This window comes from Synergistes jonesii (assembly GCF_000712295.1).
Classification (GTDB): domain Bacteria; phylum Synergistota; class Synergistia; order Synergistales; family Synergistaceae; genus Synergistes; species Synergistes jonesii.
In genome coordinates this window covers 38543-54502 of record NZ_JMKI01000026.1, presented here as the reverse complement: position 1 = coordinate 54502, position 15960 = coordinate 38543, and the positions used below count along the sequence as shown (strand labels likewise).

Here is a 15960-nt window from a genome sequence, read left to right as displayed (position 1 = left end):
AGGTGAACGGCGGAAATTTCGGCAAATTGCTCAACAGGATTCTCACTGCGCTGTCCGTGGCGATGATCGCGATATGGGCGTGGAAATTCTTCGGCCCGGGAAGCGGCGGGACGCGCCGCGCCGGCATCTCGCGCCTGGCCGGAGCGGGAATCAATTTTTACACCCTACTATGGCTATCGATAGCAATAGTCTGCCTCGGCTATCTCCTGTGGCGCTTTCTATCGATGCTTTTCTGGAAGAAATATTTCAAGGACGAGAAGCCGCCGGAGGAGGGCGAATAAAAATCCTCCAGCGTTCCGCGTTTATTCGCGGGCGCTATTTTCAGCTGCTCGGCAGATGAAGTGCGCCTTTACGACGCCAGCTTGTGATAATCGGCGACTTCTATCGATTTTTCCGCGGCGATTTTTTTTACGCCGTCGGCATCGGCGCAGGGATAGCTGCAAGCGAGGCCGCAGCTTGCGGAAATGCTGCGCGGCACGGGCACTATCTTCACGCTCAGCCCCTCCGCGCGGCAGGCTTTTTCGAAATAAAGCGCCATATGCGTCGTGTCAAATGTTGCAATGCACTCCATGCGTCAGCTTACCTCCGCTCGACATTTCGGTTATATTTTTACCACTTTCCGCACAAAAAATAAATATCCTTTTTTGCATTATTGTGCAGCATCACAAAAAATCTTGCCGTGCCGGTAAGCCGCCCCGTCTCCACGGCGAGTGCCGGCAGAGCGGCCTGGAGCCCTAAAAATCATGCCGCTGTTTTTTGAAAAGCTTATATAGAAGGCCGTGGCGCATCCCTCTGTCGCTCACGATGAGCGAATGGACGCCGCAGAGCTCCATCGCGGCTTCGACGATGCACGCCCCTCCTAAAATCACGTCGGCGCGCTGCGGGTGCAGCCCGAGAATCTTTCTGCGCTCTTCAATCGTTTTAGCCGCGTAATCCGCCATCTGCGCGCGGACGTCGCAGAGCGTAAGGGTCGAGCCGTGAATGACTTCCGCGTCGTAGAGCGCCATTTTGTGCTTTACGGCAGCAAGGGCTGTGATATTTCCGCCAAGTCCCACGAGCATTTCGGCGCCGGGAGCGACGCCGCCTTCGGATAGCTCTTTTTTAATCCGCGCGCGCGCGAAGTCGAGCTTCTCCGCCGACACCGGCGTTTCGGGAAAATACGCGTCCGTCGCGAGCACACAGCCGACGTTGATGCTGAATTTACGCTTTATCGCGCCGCGCGCGCAGTATACGAATTCGGTGCTGCCGCCGCCGGCGTCGAATGCGACGAAATCCGATTCCGCTGCCTTCGGTATCCCCGCTATGACGGCAGTGTAAAGCAGCAGCGCCTCTTCTTCTCCCGTGATGACGCAGAGCTCTTCGCCGGTCAGTTCTCTGACCCTGACTATGAAGGCGCCGGCGTTCTTCGCGCTCCTCAGCGCCATAGTGCCGACTATTTTCACCTCGGCGCCTGCCGCGCGCGCTTCGTTCACAAAATCAGCCGCGGCGCGGGCGTTCCTCTCAAGCGCGGCGGCGCTTATGCCGCCGTTCTCTCTCAGCCCCTCTCCGAGCCTCGTTATGCTGACGGAATCCTTGAGGACGGTGAAGCTTCCGTCGTTTTCCGCGCTTTCCGCCAAGCAGCATTTTATCGAATTAGTGCCTACGTCTATCACAGCTTTTCTCATAACGGAACCATCCCCGCAAATTTTATTTTCTAAATATAGCCTATAGGCCGCGCTTCTTCAAGCCGGGCAGCGGCGCTTCCGAAAGCCCTGACGAATTGCGGGCGTCGCCCCTTGCCGCGCGCCCTTTAAAAAATTATAGACAGATCCGGCGCTTCAGTGCTAATATAATTTTTTGGTCTGGTTAAAGCAGACGTTATTTTTTCATGGCGCAATGAAGTAAACAGGCGCTTAAGCGAGAGGAATATATAAAATGCAGGACTCTTCAAAAATCAGGAATATCGCTATAATCGCCCACATAGACCACGGCAAGACAACGCTCATCGACGGCATCTTCAAAGCCGCCCACCTTTTCCGCGACAATCAGCTGATGGAGGAGCGCGTTATGGACGCAGGCAGCCTGGAGCGCGAGCGCGGCATTACGATAAAGGCCAAGCACTGTACAGTCGAGTGGGGCGGCTATAAGATAAATATCGTAGACACGCCGGGGCACGCCGATTTTTCCGGCGAGGTAGAAAGAGTTCTCTCGATGGTGGACTCCGTTCTGCTTCTCGTAGACGCGAACGAAGGGCCCATGCCCCAGACGCGCTACGTTCTGATGCGCGCGCTGAAGCTCGGCCTCAAGCCGATAGTGATAGTCAACAAGGTCGACCGCCCGAACGCCGAGCCTGAGATCGCGCTCGACAAGACCTTCGACCTATTCATAGAGCTCGGCGCGACGGAAGAACAGTGCGACTTCGCGGTGCTCTACGGCTCCGGCCTGCAGGGCTGGTTCGTCGCCGATCTTAAGAAAAACGAGGACAACGCTAAGGCCGGCATGGACGATCTTTTCAAAACTATAATCGAACGCGTGCCAGCGCCGAAGGCAGAAATGGAAAAGCCCTTCCTGATGCAGGTCTGCACGCTCACGTGGAGCGAATACCTCGGCCGCATCGGCTGCGGCAGGATATTGCAGGGCACGCTGAAAAAGGGCGACAGGATACTGCGCACGCATACGCGCTGGACGGATTACGAACAAACGGACTGGAAGGTAGTTTCGACCGACACTTCGGCCTGCACGCACCTCTACGTGACAAAGGGGCTCGACCGCGCCGAGGTCGAGGAGGCCGGCGCTGGCGACATCGTATGGTTCACTGGCCCTGCGAACATCGACCTTGGCGATACCGTGAGCTCGCCAGAGATAGCGGGTCACGCGCTCCCGCCGCTCGACATCGAGGAACCGACGGTATCGATGTTCTTCATCGTAAACACGAGCCCCTTCGCCGGACAGGACGGCAACGCGATCACGCTGCGTCAGCTCAAGTCGCGCGTCGAACGCGAGACGAAGATAGACCCCGCGCTGCGAATGGAGGACATCGGACGCCCTGACGGCATAAAGGTTTCAGGGCGCGGCGAACTGCACCTCGGCATTTTGATCGAAGAGATGCGCCGCGAGGGCTCAGAGATATGCGTATCTCGCCCGGAAGTAATAGTACAGCATGACGACGGAGGACGCACCCTCGAACCTATGGAAGAGCTGATCATCGACGTGCCTGAGGAATATCAGGGCGTGGTTATACAGAAGCTCGCGCAGCGCAGGGGCGAGTTGAAAAATATGGAAAACAGCGGCACCGGCGTTCTGCGCCTTGAGTTCAGGATACCGACGCGCGGCCTCATCGGCTACCGCGGCGAATTTCTGACGGACACGCGCGGCTTGGGCATACTTTCCTCGCGCTTCGTCGGCTACGGGGAATGGGTCGGCGAGATAAATTCGCGTTCGCGCGGCTCGCTCGTCAGCGTAGACACGGGCGCGGCGACGAGCTACGCGCTTGAGAACCTTCAGGAGCGCGGCACTCTTTTCATCAAACCCGGGGATATGGTCTACAACGGACAGGTCATAGGCGAGGCGTCGCGCAATAAGGACATCCCCTGTAACCCCAGCAAGCGCAAGCAGCAGACTAACCACCGCTCCGCTACGAAGGACATGATGATAGTCCTCGACGTGCCGCGCCAGATTACGATCGATTCCGCGCTCGAATGGATAAGCGACGACGAGCTCGTAGAAGTCACCCCGCTTTCGGTGCGCATACGCAAGATGATACTCGACGCCGACCAGCGCAAAAAGGCGCGCATCAGGGCCGGTATCAGTGGCGCGGAAGAAGATGAAGAGTAGAAGCGGAGCTATGCCTCCCGCCGGAGAGCTTATCGTCTACCGCAACTTTGAGAGCGACGAAGTATTCTCCGGAGTAACGGCGCTGATAAAAGCCGAACGCGCCGGAGCTACAGGCGAAATGCCCGCAGAGAGCGTAAGACGCTACTGCGACTGCGTAGAAAAGATGGCCGCGGCGGCCGAGGGGCTCGGCATAGCGGGAAGCGTGTGGCGCACGTGGCTCGCGCGCCTGCTCTCGCAAAGGGAAAACGCCTTCGCTCTTTCGCACGAGCGCAGAAAAATCTCCGGCGGCACGATGCTGCGGCTCGCCGCGAACGACTTTGACACGCTGTACGCGTATATGAATTATGACTTCCGCGCGCTCGAAAAAAAGATAGGCGTCGATATTGGCGGCTGCCTCGCCGATTTCACGCCTTCCTCGAAGAAAAGCGAAAACGCGGCCGCTGCGGCGCTGGCAGCGGACTTCGCCATGGCCTCCAGCGGCGCCGAGCTTATGGCGGCCGCGGAAAAATTCTACGAAGAGCGCGGCTGCGGAAAATTCGCGCTTTACTGCGGTTTCCGCTGGGATTCCCACGAACGCGGGATAGTGCCGGCCGCTCCTATTGAAAAAATCACCCTTTCGGACATCATCGGCTACGAGGAGCAAAAAAAGATCGTTGCAGAAAACACGGACGCCTTCCTCTCGGGGCGCCCGGCGAACAACGTCCTCCTCTACGGGGAGGGCGGCACGGGAAAATCTTCGACGATAAAGGCGATACTCAACGAATGCGCGCAGCGGGGCCTTCGTATGATAGAGGTCTACAAGCACCAGATAAACGACCTCTCGACGATACTCGACGCGATAAAGCGCCGCAATTATAAATTTATCCTCTTCATGGACGATCTATCCTTCGAACCCTCCGAGGTCGAGTACAAATTCCTCAAGGCTTTCATAGAGGGTGGAATCGAAAAGCGCCCCGACAACGTCCTCATCTACGCGACGTCGAACCGCCGCCACCTGATGAAGGAGACGTGGGGCGACCGCGCCGACAAGGACGACGACGTGCACGAGTCCGAGACGATGCAGGAAAAAATGTCCCTCGTCGACCGCTTCGGCATACTCGTGCGCTACATTTCTCCGGAGCAGAAAGAATATCTGCGCATCGCGCGCGCCCTCGCCGAAGAGTACGGAGTCGACGCCTCCGGCGAAGAATTCGAACTCGGCGCGATACGCTGGGAGCTCAAGCACGGCGGCTTCTCCGGCAGGAGCGCGAGACAGTACGTCGAATTCCTTGCCGGAGGCAAAAAACCGGAAGAGTAAGCAAAAGAAGTTACTGATACAAAAGACGGACGGGCAGGCGCGAAGTACGCCTGCCTTTTGCTTTAAGGGCTACTGTAGCACTCTTAAAATATCTATTTCTTCGAATTATCTATTGACTCATATAAAAAGGTGGAATAAAATATCCACTATTCCAGTTAGGCGTCAGCTTGGGAAGGAGGGGGAAGATGAATCCAATAGCAGGCCTGCCTGAACCTTTGCTCCTCGGACTTCACGCGTTCGGAGAGCTCGCGAAAGAACCCGACAAATGTCTCACAACTAAGCATCTCGCTGACATAATAGGCACATCGGAGCCGTATTTATCCAAGATTCTACAGCGTCTATGCAGATGCGGGCTCATCAAATCGGTGCGCGGTCCCGGCGGCGGCTATAAGCTGAACTGCGTCCCGTCGGAGACCCCGCTCTATCCAATCTTCGAGGTACTGGGAGGCCCGTTTAAGGCAAGCGGCTGCAAGCTTGAAGGCTGCCGCGGCAAAAAATGCTTCATCGGCGGGATGATGGACGAGCTTTCAAGAGCGTTCTTCCGTTATCTAGCGTCGCGGAGCGTAGCCGAGTTCGCGTCGTACTACGCCAACGGCACCGAGGTGAGCATCGAGATCTCCGTCGTCACGCCGAGCCTCGGCCAGAGGCATCCAAATTTTGGAAATGTGAGTCAGAAAAAAATCTAACAGGGAAGGATTGTTTTTATTGGATAAGAGGATATTGTTCGCGGCGCTCATCTCCGCGCTGCTCGCGCTTTCACTCCCAGCTGTCGTATACGCCGAGGGCTTCGGCGTATACGAATGGAGCGCCGCGGGCACCGGCATGGGGGACAATTACATGTTCGCCGAAGAAGACCCGGCCGTACTCGCCTACAACCCCGCCGCAATAACAAAGCTCAACGGCAGTTATCTGAGCTTCGGCTCGAGCTGGATAAATCCTGCAACGTCGGTAGAGTTTATAAACGGGCCGCTGAACTTCGCGCGCCCGGACGACTACCACAACGAATACAGCCCCGCTTTCGCGCCTTACTTGTACTATGCGAGAAAAGTCGGCAACAACGGATGGTTCGGCCTTGCCGTATTCCCGCGCTTCGGCAACCAGATAGAATACGACGACGCGTGGGCAGGACGCTACGACACGATCTTCACCGCAATGCAGGGCTTTACGGTGCAGCCGACCTATGCGTTCAAAATCGGCAGCAGGCTTTCGGCCGCAGTCGGCCTCGATATAAACCGCGTCAACCTGAGGATGAGGAAAATGACGCCGGTCAGCTATGGCGCGCTCGGCTACTTAGGCGATCTTGAATCCGACGTAGAGGGGCACAGCATGAACGTCGGCTGGGTCGCTTCGCTGATGTACGACTTCTCGCCCAAGACTTCGTTCGCCGTCACCTACCGTTCGCGGGTCAAGCAGAAGATGGACGCCGACGCGGACTTCGAGGGCACGCTTGCCGGCTTCGGCAGTTACCGCCTCGACACTCAGGCGCACGGCACGGTCACTCTGCCCGATTCAATATCCTTCGGCATCGGACATAAGTTCAACGAGAGGACGCGCGTCGAAATCGACGCTATATGGACGAACTGGGCGACCTACAACGAGCTGAATCTCACCTTCGACGACAAGCTCCTCGGGATAATCGGCGGCACGAACGCCGTCAAGGACTGGCACCCCGCGTGGCGCGTAGGCATCGGGCTTGAGCACAAGCTCAGCAAAAAGTGGAGCCTGCTCTGCGGTTACGTATTCGACGAGAGCCCCGTGCCCGACGAAAGGATGGACTTCACAGTCCCGACGGGCGACCGCCACCGCGGAAGTATAGGCTTCAAATACCGCCCGGCGGATAACTGCGAGATCGCCTTCTCATACACCGCCATATGGGCGGGAGACAGAGACGTCTCTTCGCACATAGGCGGCGCGGATTTCAGCAAAGCGTATATTTACGACGGGTTGACCCAGGTCGTATCGCTCGGCTGCACGCTGAAGCTGAAATAACTTCCGCATAAAACAGACGGCCAAAAGAGGGGCTCGCGAAGGGCCCTTCTTTATTTTATCTCCGAAATACGCCCTCAGTCATTTATAATATTAATATCATCTAAGGACAGGGGGCATATAAATGGTAAGGCTACGTTATCTTGGGCACAGCGCGTTTTATATAGAGGGGGCCGGACTTAAGGCGTTGATCGACCCATTCCTCAGCGGAAATCCGAACTCGGCGGCGAAACCCTCCGACTTTAAGGAGCTCGACGCTGTATTCCTGACGCACGCTCACGGCGACCACGTCGGCGATACTATAGAGATCGCGAAGAGGACGGGGGCGCGCGTATTCAGCTGCAACGAAACGGCCGCATGGCTCGCGCAGAAGGGCGTAAAAACCGAAGGCATGCATATAGGGGGGCGCGCAAAATTTCCTTTCGGGAGAGTCAAGCTCGCTCCGGCGTGGCACGGCGACCAGATAATAGACGGCGACACCCCGCGCTACGGCGGCGTAGCCTGCGGCTTCGTGATCGAGGCCGAGGGGAAAAAACTCTATCACGCCGGCGATACGGGGCTCGCGATGGATATGAAGCTGCTTGAAGCTGAGAAGATAGACGTCGCCTGCCTTCCGATCGGCGGCTACTATACGATGGACGCCGAAGACGCCGTACGCGCTGTGGAATTCATCAAGCCGATCAGGGCGGTCCCGATGCACTACAACACCTTCCCCAATATCAGGACGGATCCGCAGGACTTTGCCGCGGCGGTCAAAGAGGCGGGGCTCCTGGGAACAGAGGTCGTCGTGCTCGGATACGGAGAAACGCTCGAATTTTAAAAACAACCCAGGTGTGGCTACTCGCCGTGAAAAACCTGACGCCGCCGCAGACGCGCTATGCGCACAGCGGCGGCGCTTTTGTGCATAAATGATAAACGCACCGTAGCGACGAAAGTTTTACCTTATGAGCGCGTTCGTTAAATTCCGCCTTCATCTTCGAAGACGTTCTTCTTATCATGCGTCGTATTTTTGGCTCAATTTTTACTATCCGTAACGCGTTTTTGCTGAACAGAGCAGCCAATTTTTATTAGACTTACGGCTATAATTCAAATATTCTGAAATTACCCTTTTTGTGCAAATAGTATTGTTAATTTTAAAAATTGGTGTATGCTACGCATATAAAAGGAAATGTAAGCGATTGTTACAATTTTCTTTAATTGGTGGAGGTAAGTATCATGGCAACGCAAGGTTATTTTGTTGATTTGGAAAGCTTTAAAAAGCTCAATCCGAATCCGGTCAGGACGACGATAGAAAGCGCCTTTTACGGCAACAACGTCGTCCAGGTAAAGGATACCGCCACAGCGTACAGGCTAGCTAAAAACTCTCCCGGCACGATAGAGATGACGGCTATGCCCGTCTACCGCGCGGCGGACCTTGGGCTCCCTGAAGACGCTAATGTTCTGCTCTTCAACGACGGAGCGGTTTTCGGCCGCTGCGCCGCGGCGCGCCGGATAGTCGGAGAGGCCGGCGTCTCGACGACGGCCCTCGCGACGATTCTCCGCGAAGCGATCCACAACGGGAGATTCAGGAAATTCTACTCGGCCCGCGCGGTCATCGGGCTCGACGAGGATTTCATGGTCGGCGCGAACATCATGATTCCCGAAGGTTTCGAGAACAACCTCTACAGCTGGATGATGAACTTCCAGTATATGAACGCCGAATACGAGGAGCGCTATAAGAAATCGCGCCATCTGCCGAACGACGGAGATATTTTCGTATACTCCGATCCGTACTGGACGCATCCAGACTTCCCGCTCGGGCTCGCCTTCTTCTCGCCAGAACAGAACTGCGCCGCTATACTCGGCATGCGCTACTTCGGCGAATTCAAGAAGGGTACCCTTACGCTCGCCTGGGGCGTAGCGGCGCGTAACGGCTACGCTTCCTGCCACGGCGGCCTGAAGCGCTACGAGCTGAAGGACGGCAGCGGCAAAAAGTTCGTGCTCGCCGCGTTCGGCCTCTCCGGCTCAGGGAAATCGACGATCACCCACGCCAAACACGGCGGGAAGTACAACGTCACAGTACTTCACGACGACGCGGTCGTGATAAACGTCAAGGAGAAATACGCGATCGCGCTTGAGCCGGCGTACTTCGACAAGATGCAGGACTACCCTATCGGCTGCCCCGACAACAAATATCTGCTGACACTGCAGAACTGCGGTGCGACGAGAACGGCCGACGGCAAGGTGATGGTCGTAAGCGAAGATATAAGGAACGGAAACGGACGTGCAGTCAAATCGCGCTTCTGGACGCCGAACAGGATAGACAGAATCGACGAACCGCTCAACGCGATCTGCTGGCTGATGAAAGACCCGACGCTTCCGCCCGTCGTGAAGCTCGCCGGCCCGTCTCTCGCCTCCGTGATGGGCGCGACGCTCGCAACTAAGCGCACGACCGCCGAGCGACTCGCGCCCGGCGTCGACCCCGACGCCCTGGTCATCGAAAGCTACGCGAATCCTTTCCGCACCTATCCGCTGGAAATGGACTACGCGCGCTTCCGCCAGCTCTTCGAGGACGGCGTTCAGTGCTATATCCTCAACACCGGCTTTTTCACCGAGAAGAAGGTGCCGAAAGAGATGACGCTGACGATACTCGAATCGATCGTCGAGGAAAAGGCGCAGTGGAAACGGCTCGGCGGCATCGAAGGGATGGAATATATGCCGATAGAGGGCTTCGAGCCGGACTTCGGCGACGCGGCCTACAGAGCGCAGTTCGCGAACCGCATGAACGACCGCCTGAAGTTCGTAAAATCGCGCGACACGGCGAAGGGCGGAATAGACAAGCTGCCGCAGGACGCACATGAAGCGATAGAAAAGGTAATCAATTCGCTGAAATAAATCAAAAAAGCCTTCAAAGCTGTTAAAAAGCGGCGGGCTGCGCAGGCGAAGCGCAGCCCGCTTATTTTCCGCCCGCAGAAGCTCGTGGATTTTTCAGCCTCTTTTATCCTATAAACCAAGCGAAAAAATTCGTCGGCGGCTGCGGTTTTCTTATACGAAAGCAGAATACCCGATAGGCTTCTGCCGGCCGCGCGCCGAAGAGGACGACTCAGTTCCCTCTGAAAATAAAAAAGACGGCACCGACCATGCACAGAGCCGCGAACAGGTAATTCAACGAAAGCTTCTCCTTCATGACGAAGACGGAAAAGCCCGCGAAAATCGTCATCGTGATCACTTCCTGCATTATCTTTAGCTGTGGCAGTGTATAAACGAGACGCCCCATGCGGTTCGCCGGCACCTGGAAGCAGTATTCGAAAAACGCGACGCCCCAGCTGACGAGTATCGCCATTATCAGCGGCTTTGTGCCGATATATTTCAGATGCCCGTACCACGCGAAGGTCATAAATATGTTTGAAACGAAAAGCAGCGCTATCGGATAGACGTATTTCAGCATTAAAGTACCCCTTCGCCGCTTTGCGGCAAAAATTGATCCCGCGCGCCAGCACCGACGTCGCGAAAAATCAGCAGAGGCAGTATATAACAAAATCGTTCCGTTGTAAAAGAGTCGACGCGTGCGCTTAATTTACTTTTGATACATTTAAATCATTTTACTTATCGACTTTCACTTTTTTTCTTTGACAAAGAAAGCTATAATATATTCAAATGACTGATATTTGAGGCAGCGCTGCCGCGCGCCGAAAGTACCGAAGCGAATACAGAGGTGAGATACATGTTTCCAAAAATTGTCCAGCAAAGGCTGGCAAGCGTCGGCATAGAGTTTAACGGGCCGCACGAGTGGGACCCGCAGATCGTCAATGACGGCTTTTACCACCGCGTCATCGCGGAAAAGAGCCTCGGCCTCGGAGAGAGCTATATGGACGGATGGTGGAACTGCCGCCGCGTTGACGAACTGCTCTGCCGCATCCTGAAATGCGGCGTAGAATACGACATCAAGGGGAGTCCGCGCTATGCGCTGCTTTTCCTCCCCGCTAAGTTGCTGAACCTTCAGTCGCGTTCCCGCAGCCGTATAGTAGCCGAAGGGCATTACGACATTGGGAACGACTTCTTCTTCTCCTTCCTCGACCCGCTGCATCAGTACAGCTGCGCGTATTTCAAGGACACAGACGACCTTGCCCAGGCGCAGGTAAACAAGCTTGAGCTGATCGCAAAGAAGCTCGAGCTCAGAAAGGGAGACAACCTGCTCGACATAGGCTGCGGCTGGGGAGGCCTTGCAAAGTACATGGCGCTGCGTTACGGCTGCCGCGTCACAGGCGTGAACATTTCCAAAGAGCAGCTCGCGTTCGCGCGCGAAGAGTGCAAAGGCCTGCCGGTCGAATTCATCGACTGCGACTACCGCGAAATAAAAGGAGAGTACGACAAGATCATCTCCGTCGGCATGTTCGAGCACGTCGGGCAGAAAAATTTCCGCGCCTATATGGAGACCGCGCACCGCGTGCTGAGAAAGGACGGCCTCTTTCTACTGCACACGATAGGCTCGAACGCGTCAGGGCTGAACTGCGACCCGTGGCTGAATAAATATATCTTCCCGAACGGCGCTCTGCCGTCAATCGCCCAGATGAGCTCTTCCGCCGAAGGGCTCTTCGTGATAGAGGATCTGCAAAACCTCTGCGATAATTACGACAAAACGCTGCTCTGCTGGTACAGGAATTTCATAAAAGCGTGGCCAGCCTTCGCGGATAAATACGGCGAGCGCTTCCGCCGCATGTGGGAGTATTACCTCTTATGCTGCGCCGGAGTCTTCCGAGCGCGCGGCGTTCAAGTATTTCAGCTGCTGATGACGCGAGAGCGCGACGCGAGGAGGCAGCCCGCGGCGGCGATGCGCTGATGTAAAGTCGTCAGAATTTGACAACAGGGCGCCCTTAATTTAGAATGTTGTTCAATTAAACATGGAGCAGGCGACTCCCGCCGGCGGTTCGGATATTTCTGAAGTCGGCGAAGGCGTGCGGCTGGGCCGGGACGACAACCCGGCAGCGGGCGGATAAAATTCGCGGCCCGTGGGACCGTTAAAAACGATTCCGCGGGCCGCATTTTCATGCAAATACATGCGGCCGCGCATCACGAGGCGAGGGACAAATGACAGAGATAAATGAAAAATATCACGGGCTGGATGAGCAGGAAGTGCTCAGACGCCGCGCAAAATACGGCAGCAACAGCTTTGTCGACGGCGAAAGGGAGAGCCGCCTGAAAAAGGCACTCAAGTCCTTTCTTGAGCCGATATTCCTGCTGCTGACCGGCGCGGCGTGCATCTACTTCCTGCTCGGCGAGCCGCGCGACGGCGCCGTCATGCTCGCGTTTGTGATATTCATGAGCGCGATAAACATATACCAAGAGTGGAAGACCGATAAAACGCTGGAAACGCTGAAATCGCTCTCCTCTCCGAAGGTCACGGCGCGTCGCGGCGGATATACGGTCGAGATCGCTTCGGAGGATTTAGTTCCCGGAGATATAATCGTCGTATCGGAGGGTAAACGCGTCGCGGCCGACGGAGAGATACTCGAAAACGACGGTTTCGGCGTCGACGAATCGGCGCTGACCGGCGAGTCGGATATAGTCTGGAAGAGCTGCGCGCCGGCGGAGGGCGGCGGCGTTTGGCGCACGGACCGCTGCTACGCGGGGACGAATGCAGTCGCTGGACGCGCGGTAGTGCGCGTGCTCGACACCGGCGCGCGCACGGAGTACGGCAAGATAGCTTCCGACGTCGCAAGCGCCCCGGAGCGTCCTACGCCGCTCGAAAGGCAGACGCGCCGCCTCGTGCGCGACTGCTCCCTTTTCAGCATGCTGATGCTCGCGTTCGTGATAGCGGCGACCTATTACCGCGGGAGCAGCCCGATAGACGCCGTGCTCGCCGGAGTAACGATAGCGATGGCGACGATCCCGGAGGAATTCCCCGTCGTGCTCACCGTCTTCCTCGCGCTCGGCGCCTGGAGGCTCGCGAAGCGCAGCGCGCTGATAAGGCGCATCCCGTCCGTCGAGACGCTCGGCGCCGTTACGGTGCTATGCGTCGACAAGACCGGTACCCTCACCGAAAACCGCATGTCGCTCAAGGAATTCGTCCCGCTCGCAGGAACCTCCGTCAAAAAACTCGCCGAGGTATCCGTGCTGGCTTCTGAGACGGACCCTTACGACCCGATGGAGCGCGCCGTGCTCGACGAGGCGCTGAAAAGAAACATCAACGTAAAGTTGCTGCAGGGGCAACGTCTGCTGCACGAATACCCCTTCTCGTCAGAATCGCGGATGATGTGCCACGTCTGGTCGTACAAAGGAAAAATAACGGCCGCCGCGAAGGGCTCGCCGGAAAATATACTTGCCCTCTGCGCCCTCAGCGACAGCGAACGGCAGGCGGCTTCGCGCGAACAAAGACGCCTCGCCGAGGCCGGCTGCCGTGTGCTCGCGGTCGCCTACAACGACGAGATGTGCGGCATCCCCGAAAAAATGAACGAATGCCGCTTCCGCCTGGCGGGGCTCGCCGCCTTCTCCGATCCGCCGCGCAGGAACGTCGCAGAATCGATCAAAGCATGCGGCAGCGCCGGAGTGCGCGTCGTCATGATAACCGGGGACAACAGCGTCACCGCCCACCGCATAGCGCACGACATAGGGCTCGGCTGCGGCGAGAAGGAGCACGTGATGATAAACGGCGAAGAACTCGAAAAAATGAGCCCGGACGAACTCGACGAAAAGCTCGGTGATGTGACGATCTTCTCGCGCGTGCTGCCGCGCGGAAAGATGCGCATAGTCAGCGCGCTGCGTTCGCGCGGCGAAGTAGTCGCGATGACCGGCGACGGTGTCAACGACGCGCCGGCGCTCAAATACGCGGACATAGGAATAGCGATGGGAGGACGCGGCACTGACGTCGCGCGTGAAGCGGCCGACATGGTTCTGCTCGACGACGACTTCTCCACAATCGTCCGCACTATACGCGACGGACGCCGCATCTACGACAACATCAGAAAGGCTATGGAATACATCCTCGTGATTCACATCCCGATCGCGCTATCGGCTCTCGCCGCGCCGCTGCTCGCGCTTCCGGCGGTGCTCGCGCCGCTGCACGTCGCCCTGCTCGAATTGATAATCGATCCGACTTGTTCGATCGTCTTCGAACGCCAGCCCGAGGAGCGCGACATAATGGAGAGGCCGCCGCGACAGACCGGCGCGCCGATAATCACCGCCAAACTGCTCGGCAAGGCGCTCGCCCAGGGATCGGCGATTTTCGCCGCCGCGTTCGACTCCTACTGCGCGGCGCTTCCAAGAGGAGGAGCCGAGCACGCGAGGACCTTCTTCCTGACGGTGCTCGTGCTCTCTAACCTCTTTCTCGTCTACGTCAACCGCTCCGATAAAGACTTCGCTTTCGCCGGAAAAAGCGCCTCTACCGATATGATCGCGTGGCTCGTGAACGCCGGCGTCCTGCTATGCCTGACGGCGCTTTCTCTGCTGCCGCAGGCGGCGCGCCCCGCAAAGCTCAAGCCGTTGAGCCCCGCGGAATTCGCCGCCGCTCTTTTGATCGCCGCCTGCGCGACGTTCTGGTGGGAAATAGTTAAATGGTTCAAAAGGAAAAACGACAGATAACAAAAATCCCGCCTTCAAGAGGCGGGGTCGGAGAATTCTGGTGGGCCCATCAGGAATCGAACCTGAAACCATCCGGTTATGAGCCGGGAGCTCTAACCAATTGAGCTATGGGCCCTCGCTGTGTGAGCCTTTAGTCCGCCGTGATAGCGGAGACTGGACAACTGTCAGCCGCTTCTTTCGCTGAAGTGGAGGCTTCGGCGTTTATAACCGTCGTCTTTCCTTCATCCTCGTCAAGCTTGAAATTGTCCGGAGAAAGCTCCGCGCAGACGCCGCAGCCGATGCAGTCGTCAAAATTAACTTTGATGGGCAAAGCGCGTCATCTCCCTTCCACAAGGACGTATTCTACGACATTTACAGTGATACGTCAAATTTTTTCGCAACATTCGCCCGACCGATTTAATCCCATCCCGTCAACCAAAGCGCCCGCTTGGCTGTATAATTGCAGCTGTGCGTAAGCGTTTATCGACGAAAGGAATTTTTGATGTTTTTAACCGACACACATTGCCATCTGAACAGAGAATATTTTCCCGGCGGCCTTTCGGAGCTCTTCGCAAACGCTGCGGCAAACGACGTGAAACGCATGATTTTCGCGTCGGCCGACGAGGCGTCGAGCCGCGAAGCCGCAGAGCTCGCCGAAAGGCAGAGAGACGCGCCGGAGATTTACGCGCTCGCCGGCGTGCATCCTCACGAGGCGAAGAACGCGTCTTCCGACTACCTCTCCGCTATAGAGGATATCGCAGGAAGCGAAAGGGTGCTCGCGATCGGCGAGATCGGGCTCGACTATTTCTACGACATTTCGCCGCGCGGGGTCCAGCGCAGAATCTTAGCCGAACAGATCGAGCTTGCCGCGAAGATAAACAAGCCGATAGTCATACATGTCCGCGACGCCCAGGACAAATCCCGAGGCGACGCCAACGCAGAGCTTTTGGCGATAATGCGCGAATGCGGCGCTGAGAGAGCAGGCGGCGTCGTTCACTGCTTCTCCGGAAACGCCGACGAGGCGCGGCGGGCCCTCGAAATGGGCTTTTACCTCTCTTTCGCCGGGCCGGTGACCTATCCGAAAAATAAAATTCTACGCGAGATTGCGATGAACGCGCCTATCGAGAAGATTTTATGCGAGACGGACTCTCCCTACCTCGCGCCGCAAGGGCACAGGGGAAAGCCCAACGAGCCGGCCCTCGTCCGCTGCGTCTACGAATACCTTTCGATGCTCAAGGCCCTGCCTCTCGAAGAGTTCGCGGAGATCGTGAAGAAAAACGGAGAAAGGGCTTTTCGTATAAAATAGAGGGGCGCGAATTCCATAAGCG

At 56.8% G+C, this 15960-nt stretch carries 14 protein-coding genes, 1 tRNA gene and 1 riboswitch; of the genes, 10 read left to right on the top strand and 5 right to left on the bottom strand.

The window, feature by feature from the left end; genetic code table 11:
• The first annotated feature begins 2 nt into the window (after positions 1–2).
• Positions 3–281, top strand: a complete 279-nt coding sequence (locus EH55_RS05640; protein WP_037975589.1) for a hypothetical protein — start codon at positions 3–5, stop codon at positions 279–281.
• Between the two features lie 68 nt (positions 282–349).
• Here EH55_RS05640 and EH55_RS05635 read toward each other — a convergent pair whose 3' ends face one another.
• Positions 350–571, bottom strand: a complete 222-nt coding sequence (locus EH55_RS05635; protein WP_037975588.1) for a DUF3343 domain-containing protein — start codon at positions 569–571, stop codon at positions 350–352.
• A gap of 163 nt (positions 572–734) precedes the next feature.
• Complete coding sequence (locus EH55_RS05630) at positions 735–1664, bottom strand: Ppx/GppA phosphatase family protein (protein WP_037975587.1); 930 nt, start codon at positions 1662–1664, stop codon at positions 735–737.
• A gap of 250 nt (positions 1665–1914) precedes the next feature.
• Here EH55_RS05630 and typA point away from each other — a divergent pair, with 250 nt between their 5' ends.
• From typA to EH55_RS05600, 6 genes are all read left to right on the top strand, one after another.
• Positions 1915–3813, top strand: coding sequence for a translational GTPase TypA (gene typA / locus EH55_RS05625; protein ID WP_037975586.1), 1899 nt, complete (start codon positions 1915–1917; stop codon positions 3811–3813).
• Positions 3803–5110 carry an ATP-binding protein gene (locus tag EH55_RS05620; protein ID WP_081839456.1) on the top strand — a complete coding sequence of 436 codons (1308 nt, stop codon included), beginning with the start codon at positions 3803–3805 and terminating at the stop codon, positions 5108–5110. The genes typA and EH55_RS05620 overlap by 11 nt, the downstream gene beginning before the upstream one ends.
• Before the next feature lie 185 nt (positions 5111–5295).
• Complete coding sequence (locus EH55_RS05615) at positions 5296–5796, top strand: RrF2 family transcriptional regulator (RefSeq protein ID WP_051682684.1); 501 nt, start codon at positions 5296–5298, stop codon at positions 5794–5796.
• Positions 5797–5815: 19 nt separating this feature from the next.
• Positions 5816–7099 (top strand): OmpP1/FadL family transporter, encoded by a 1284-nt coding sequence (locus EH55_RS05610; protein WP_037975584.1) that lies wholly within the window; start codon positions 5816–5818, stop codon positions 7097–7099.
• Positions 7100–7220: 121 nt separating this feature from the next.
• Complete coding sequence (locus EH55_RS05605; RefSeq protein ID WP_037975583.1) at positions 7221–7916, top strand: metal-dependent hydrolase; 696 nt, start codon at positions 7221–7223, stop codon at positions 7914–7916.
• A gap of 395 nt (positions 7917–8311) precedes the next feature.
• Positions 8312–9970: a phosphoenolpyruvate carboxykinase (ATP) gene (locus tag EH55_RS05600; RefSeq protein WP_037975582.1), complete on the top strand. Its 1659-nt coding sequence runs from the start codon at positions 8312–8314 to the stop codon at positions 9968–9970.
• 208 nt (positions 9971–10178) lie between these two features.
• Here the strand turns inward: EH55_RS05600 and EH55_RS05595 are convergent, their stop codons facing one another.
• Entirely contained in the window at positions 10179–10523 is a 345-nt protein-coding gene (locus EH55_RS05595) for a DMT family protein (protein ID WP_037975581.1), read from the bottom strand.
• Between the two features lie 267 nt (positions 10524–10790).
• Between EH55_RS05595 and cfa the strand changes: the two genes are divergently transcribed.
• Both cfa and EH55_RS05585 read left to right on the top strand, forming a co-directional pair.
• The gene (gene cfa / locus EH55_RS05590) at positions 10791–11915 is read left to right on the top strand and encodes a cyclopropane fatty acyl phospholipid synthase (protein ID WP_256261493.1); all 1125 of its coding nucleotides are present in this window, start codon (positions 10791–10793) and stop codon (positions 11913–11915) included.
• Between the two features lie 52 nt (positions 11916–11967).
• Positions 11968–12095: riboswitch (NiCo riboswitch) on the top strand.
• A 68-nt stretch (positions 12096–12163) separates the two neighbouring features.
• Complete coding sequence (locus tag EH55_RS05585) at positions 12164–14653, top strand: cation-translocating P-type ATPase (RefSeq protein ID WP_037975579.1); 2490 nt, start codon at positions 12164–12166, stop codon at positions 14651–14653.
• Between the two features lie 38 nt (positions 14654–14691).
• Here EH55_RS05585 and EH55_RS05580 read toward each other — a convergent pair.
• Together EH55_RS05580 and EH55_RS05575 are read right to left on the bottom strand one after the other, a co-directional pair.
• Positions 14692–14768: transfer RNA gene (locus tag EH55_RS05580), tRNA-Ile, on the bottom strand.
• A gap of 15 nt (positions 14769–14783) precedes the next feature.
• Positions 14784–14963 carry a ferredoxin gene (locus EH55_RS05575; protein ID WP_037975578.1) on the bottom strand — a complete coding sequence of 60 codons (180 nt, stop codon included), beginning with the start codon at positions 14961–14963 and terminating at the stop codon, positions 14784–14786.
• Between the two features lie 171 nt (positions 14964–15134).
• On the opposite strand from EH55_RS05575, the gene EH55_RS05570 reads away from it, so the two are divergent.
• The gene (locus EH55_RS05570) at positions 15135–15938 is read left to right on the top strand and encodes a TatD family hydrolase (protein WP_037975576.1); all 804 of its coding nucleotides are present in this window, start codon (positions 15135–15137) and stop codon (positions 15936–15938) included.
• Positions 15939–15960 lie beyond the last annotated feature (22 nt).

Coding starts and splice junctions, on each gene's coding strand:
- EH55_RS05595 (WP_037975581.1), bottom strand. CDS start 10,523: ATGCTGAAATACGTCTATCCGATAGCGCTGCTTTTCGTTTCAAACATA.
- EH55_RS05635 (WP_037975588.1), bottom strand. CDS start 571: ATGGAGTGCATTGCAACATTTGACACGACGCATATGGCGCTTTATTTC.
- EH55_RS05605 (WP_037975583.1), top strand. CDS start 7,221: ATGGTAAGGCTACGTTATCTTGGGCACAGCGCGTTTTATATAGAGGGG.
- EH55_RS05570 (WP_037975576.1), top strand. CDS start 15,135: ATGTTTTTAACCGACACACATTGCCATCTGAACAGAGAATATTTTCCC.
- EH55_RS05600 (WP_037975582.1), top strand. CDS start 8,312: ATGGCAACGCAAGGTTATTTTGTTGATTTGGAAAGCTTTAAAAAGCTC.
- typA (WP_037975586.1), top strand. CDS start 1,915: ATGCAGGACTCTTCAAAAATCAGGAATATCGCTATAATCGCCCACATA.
- EH55_RS05615 (WP_051682684.1), top strand. CDS start 5,296: ATGAATCCAATAGCAGGCCTGCCTGAACCTTTGCTCCTCGGACTTCAC.
- EH55_RS05630 (WP_037975587.1), bottom strand. CDS start 1,664: ATGAGAAAAGCTGTGATAGACGTAGGCACTAATTCGATAAAATGCTGC.
- EH55_RS05620 (WP_081839456.1), top strand. CDS start 3,803: ATGAAGAGTAGAAGCGGAGCTATGCCTCCCGCCGGAGAGCTTATCGTC.
- EH55_RS05585 (WP_037975579.1), top strand. CDS start 12,164: ATGACAGAGATAAATGAAAAATATCACGGGCTGGATGAGCAGGAAGTG.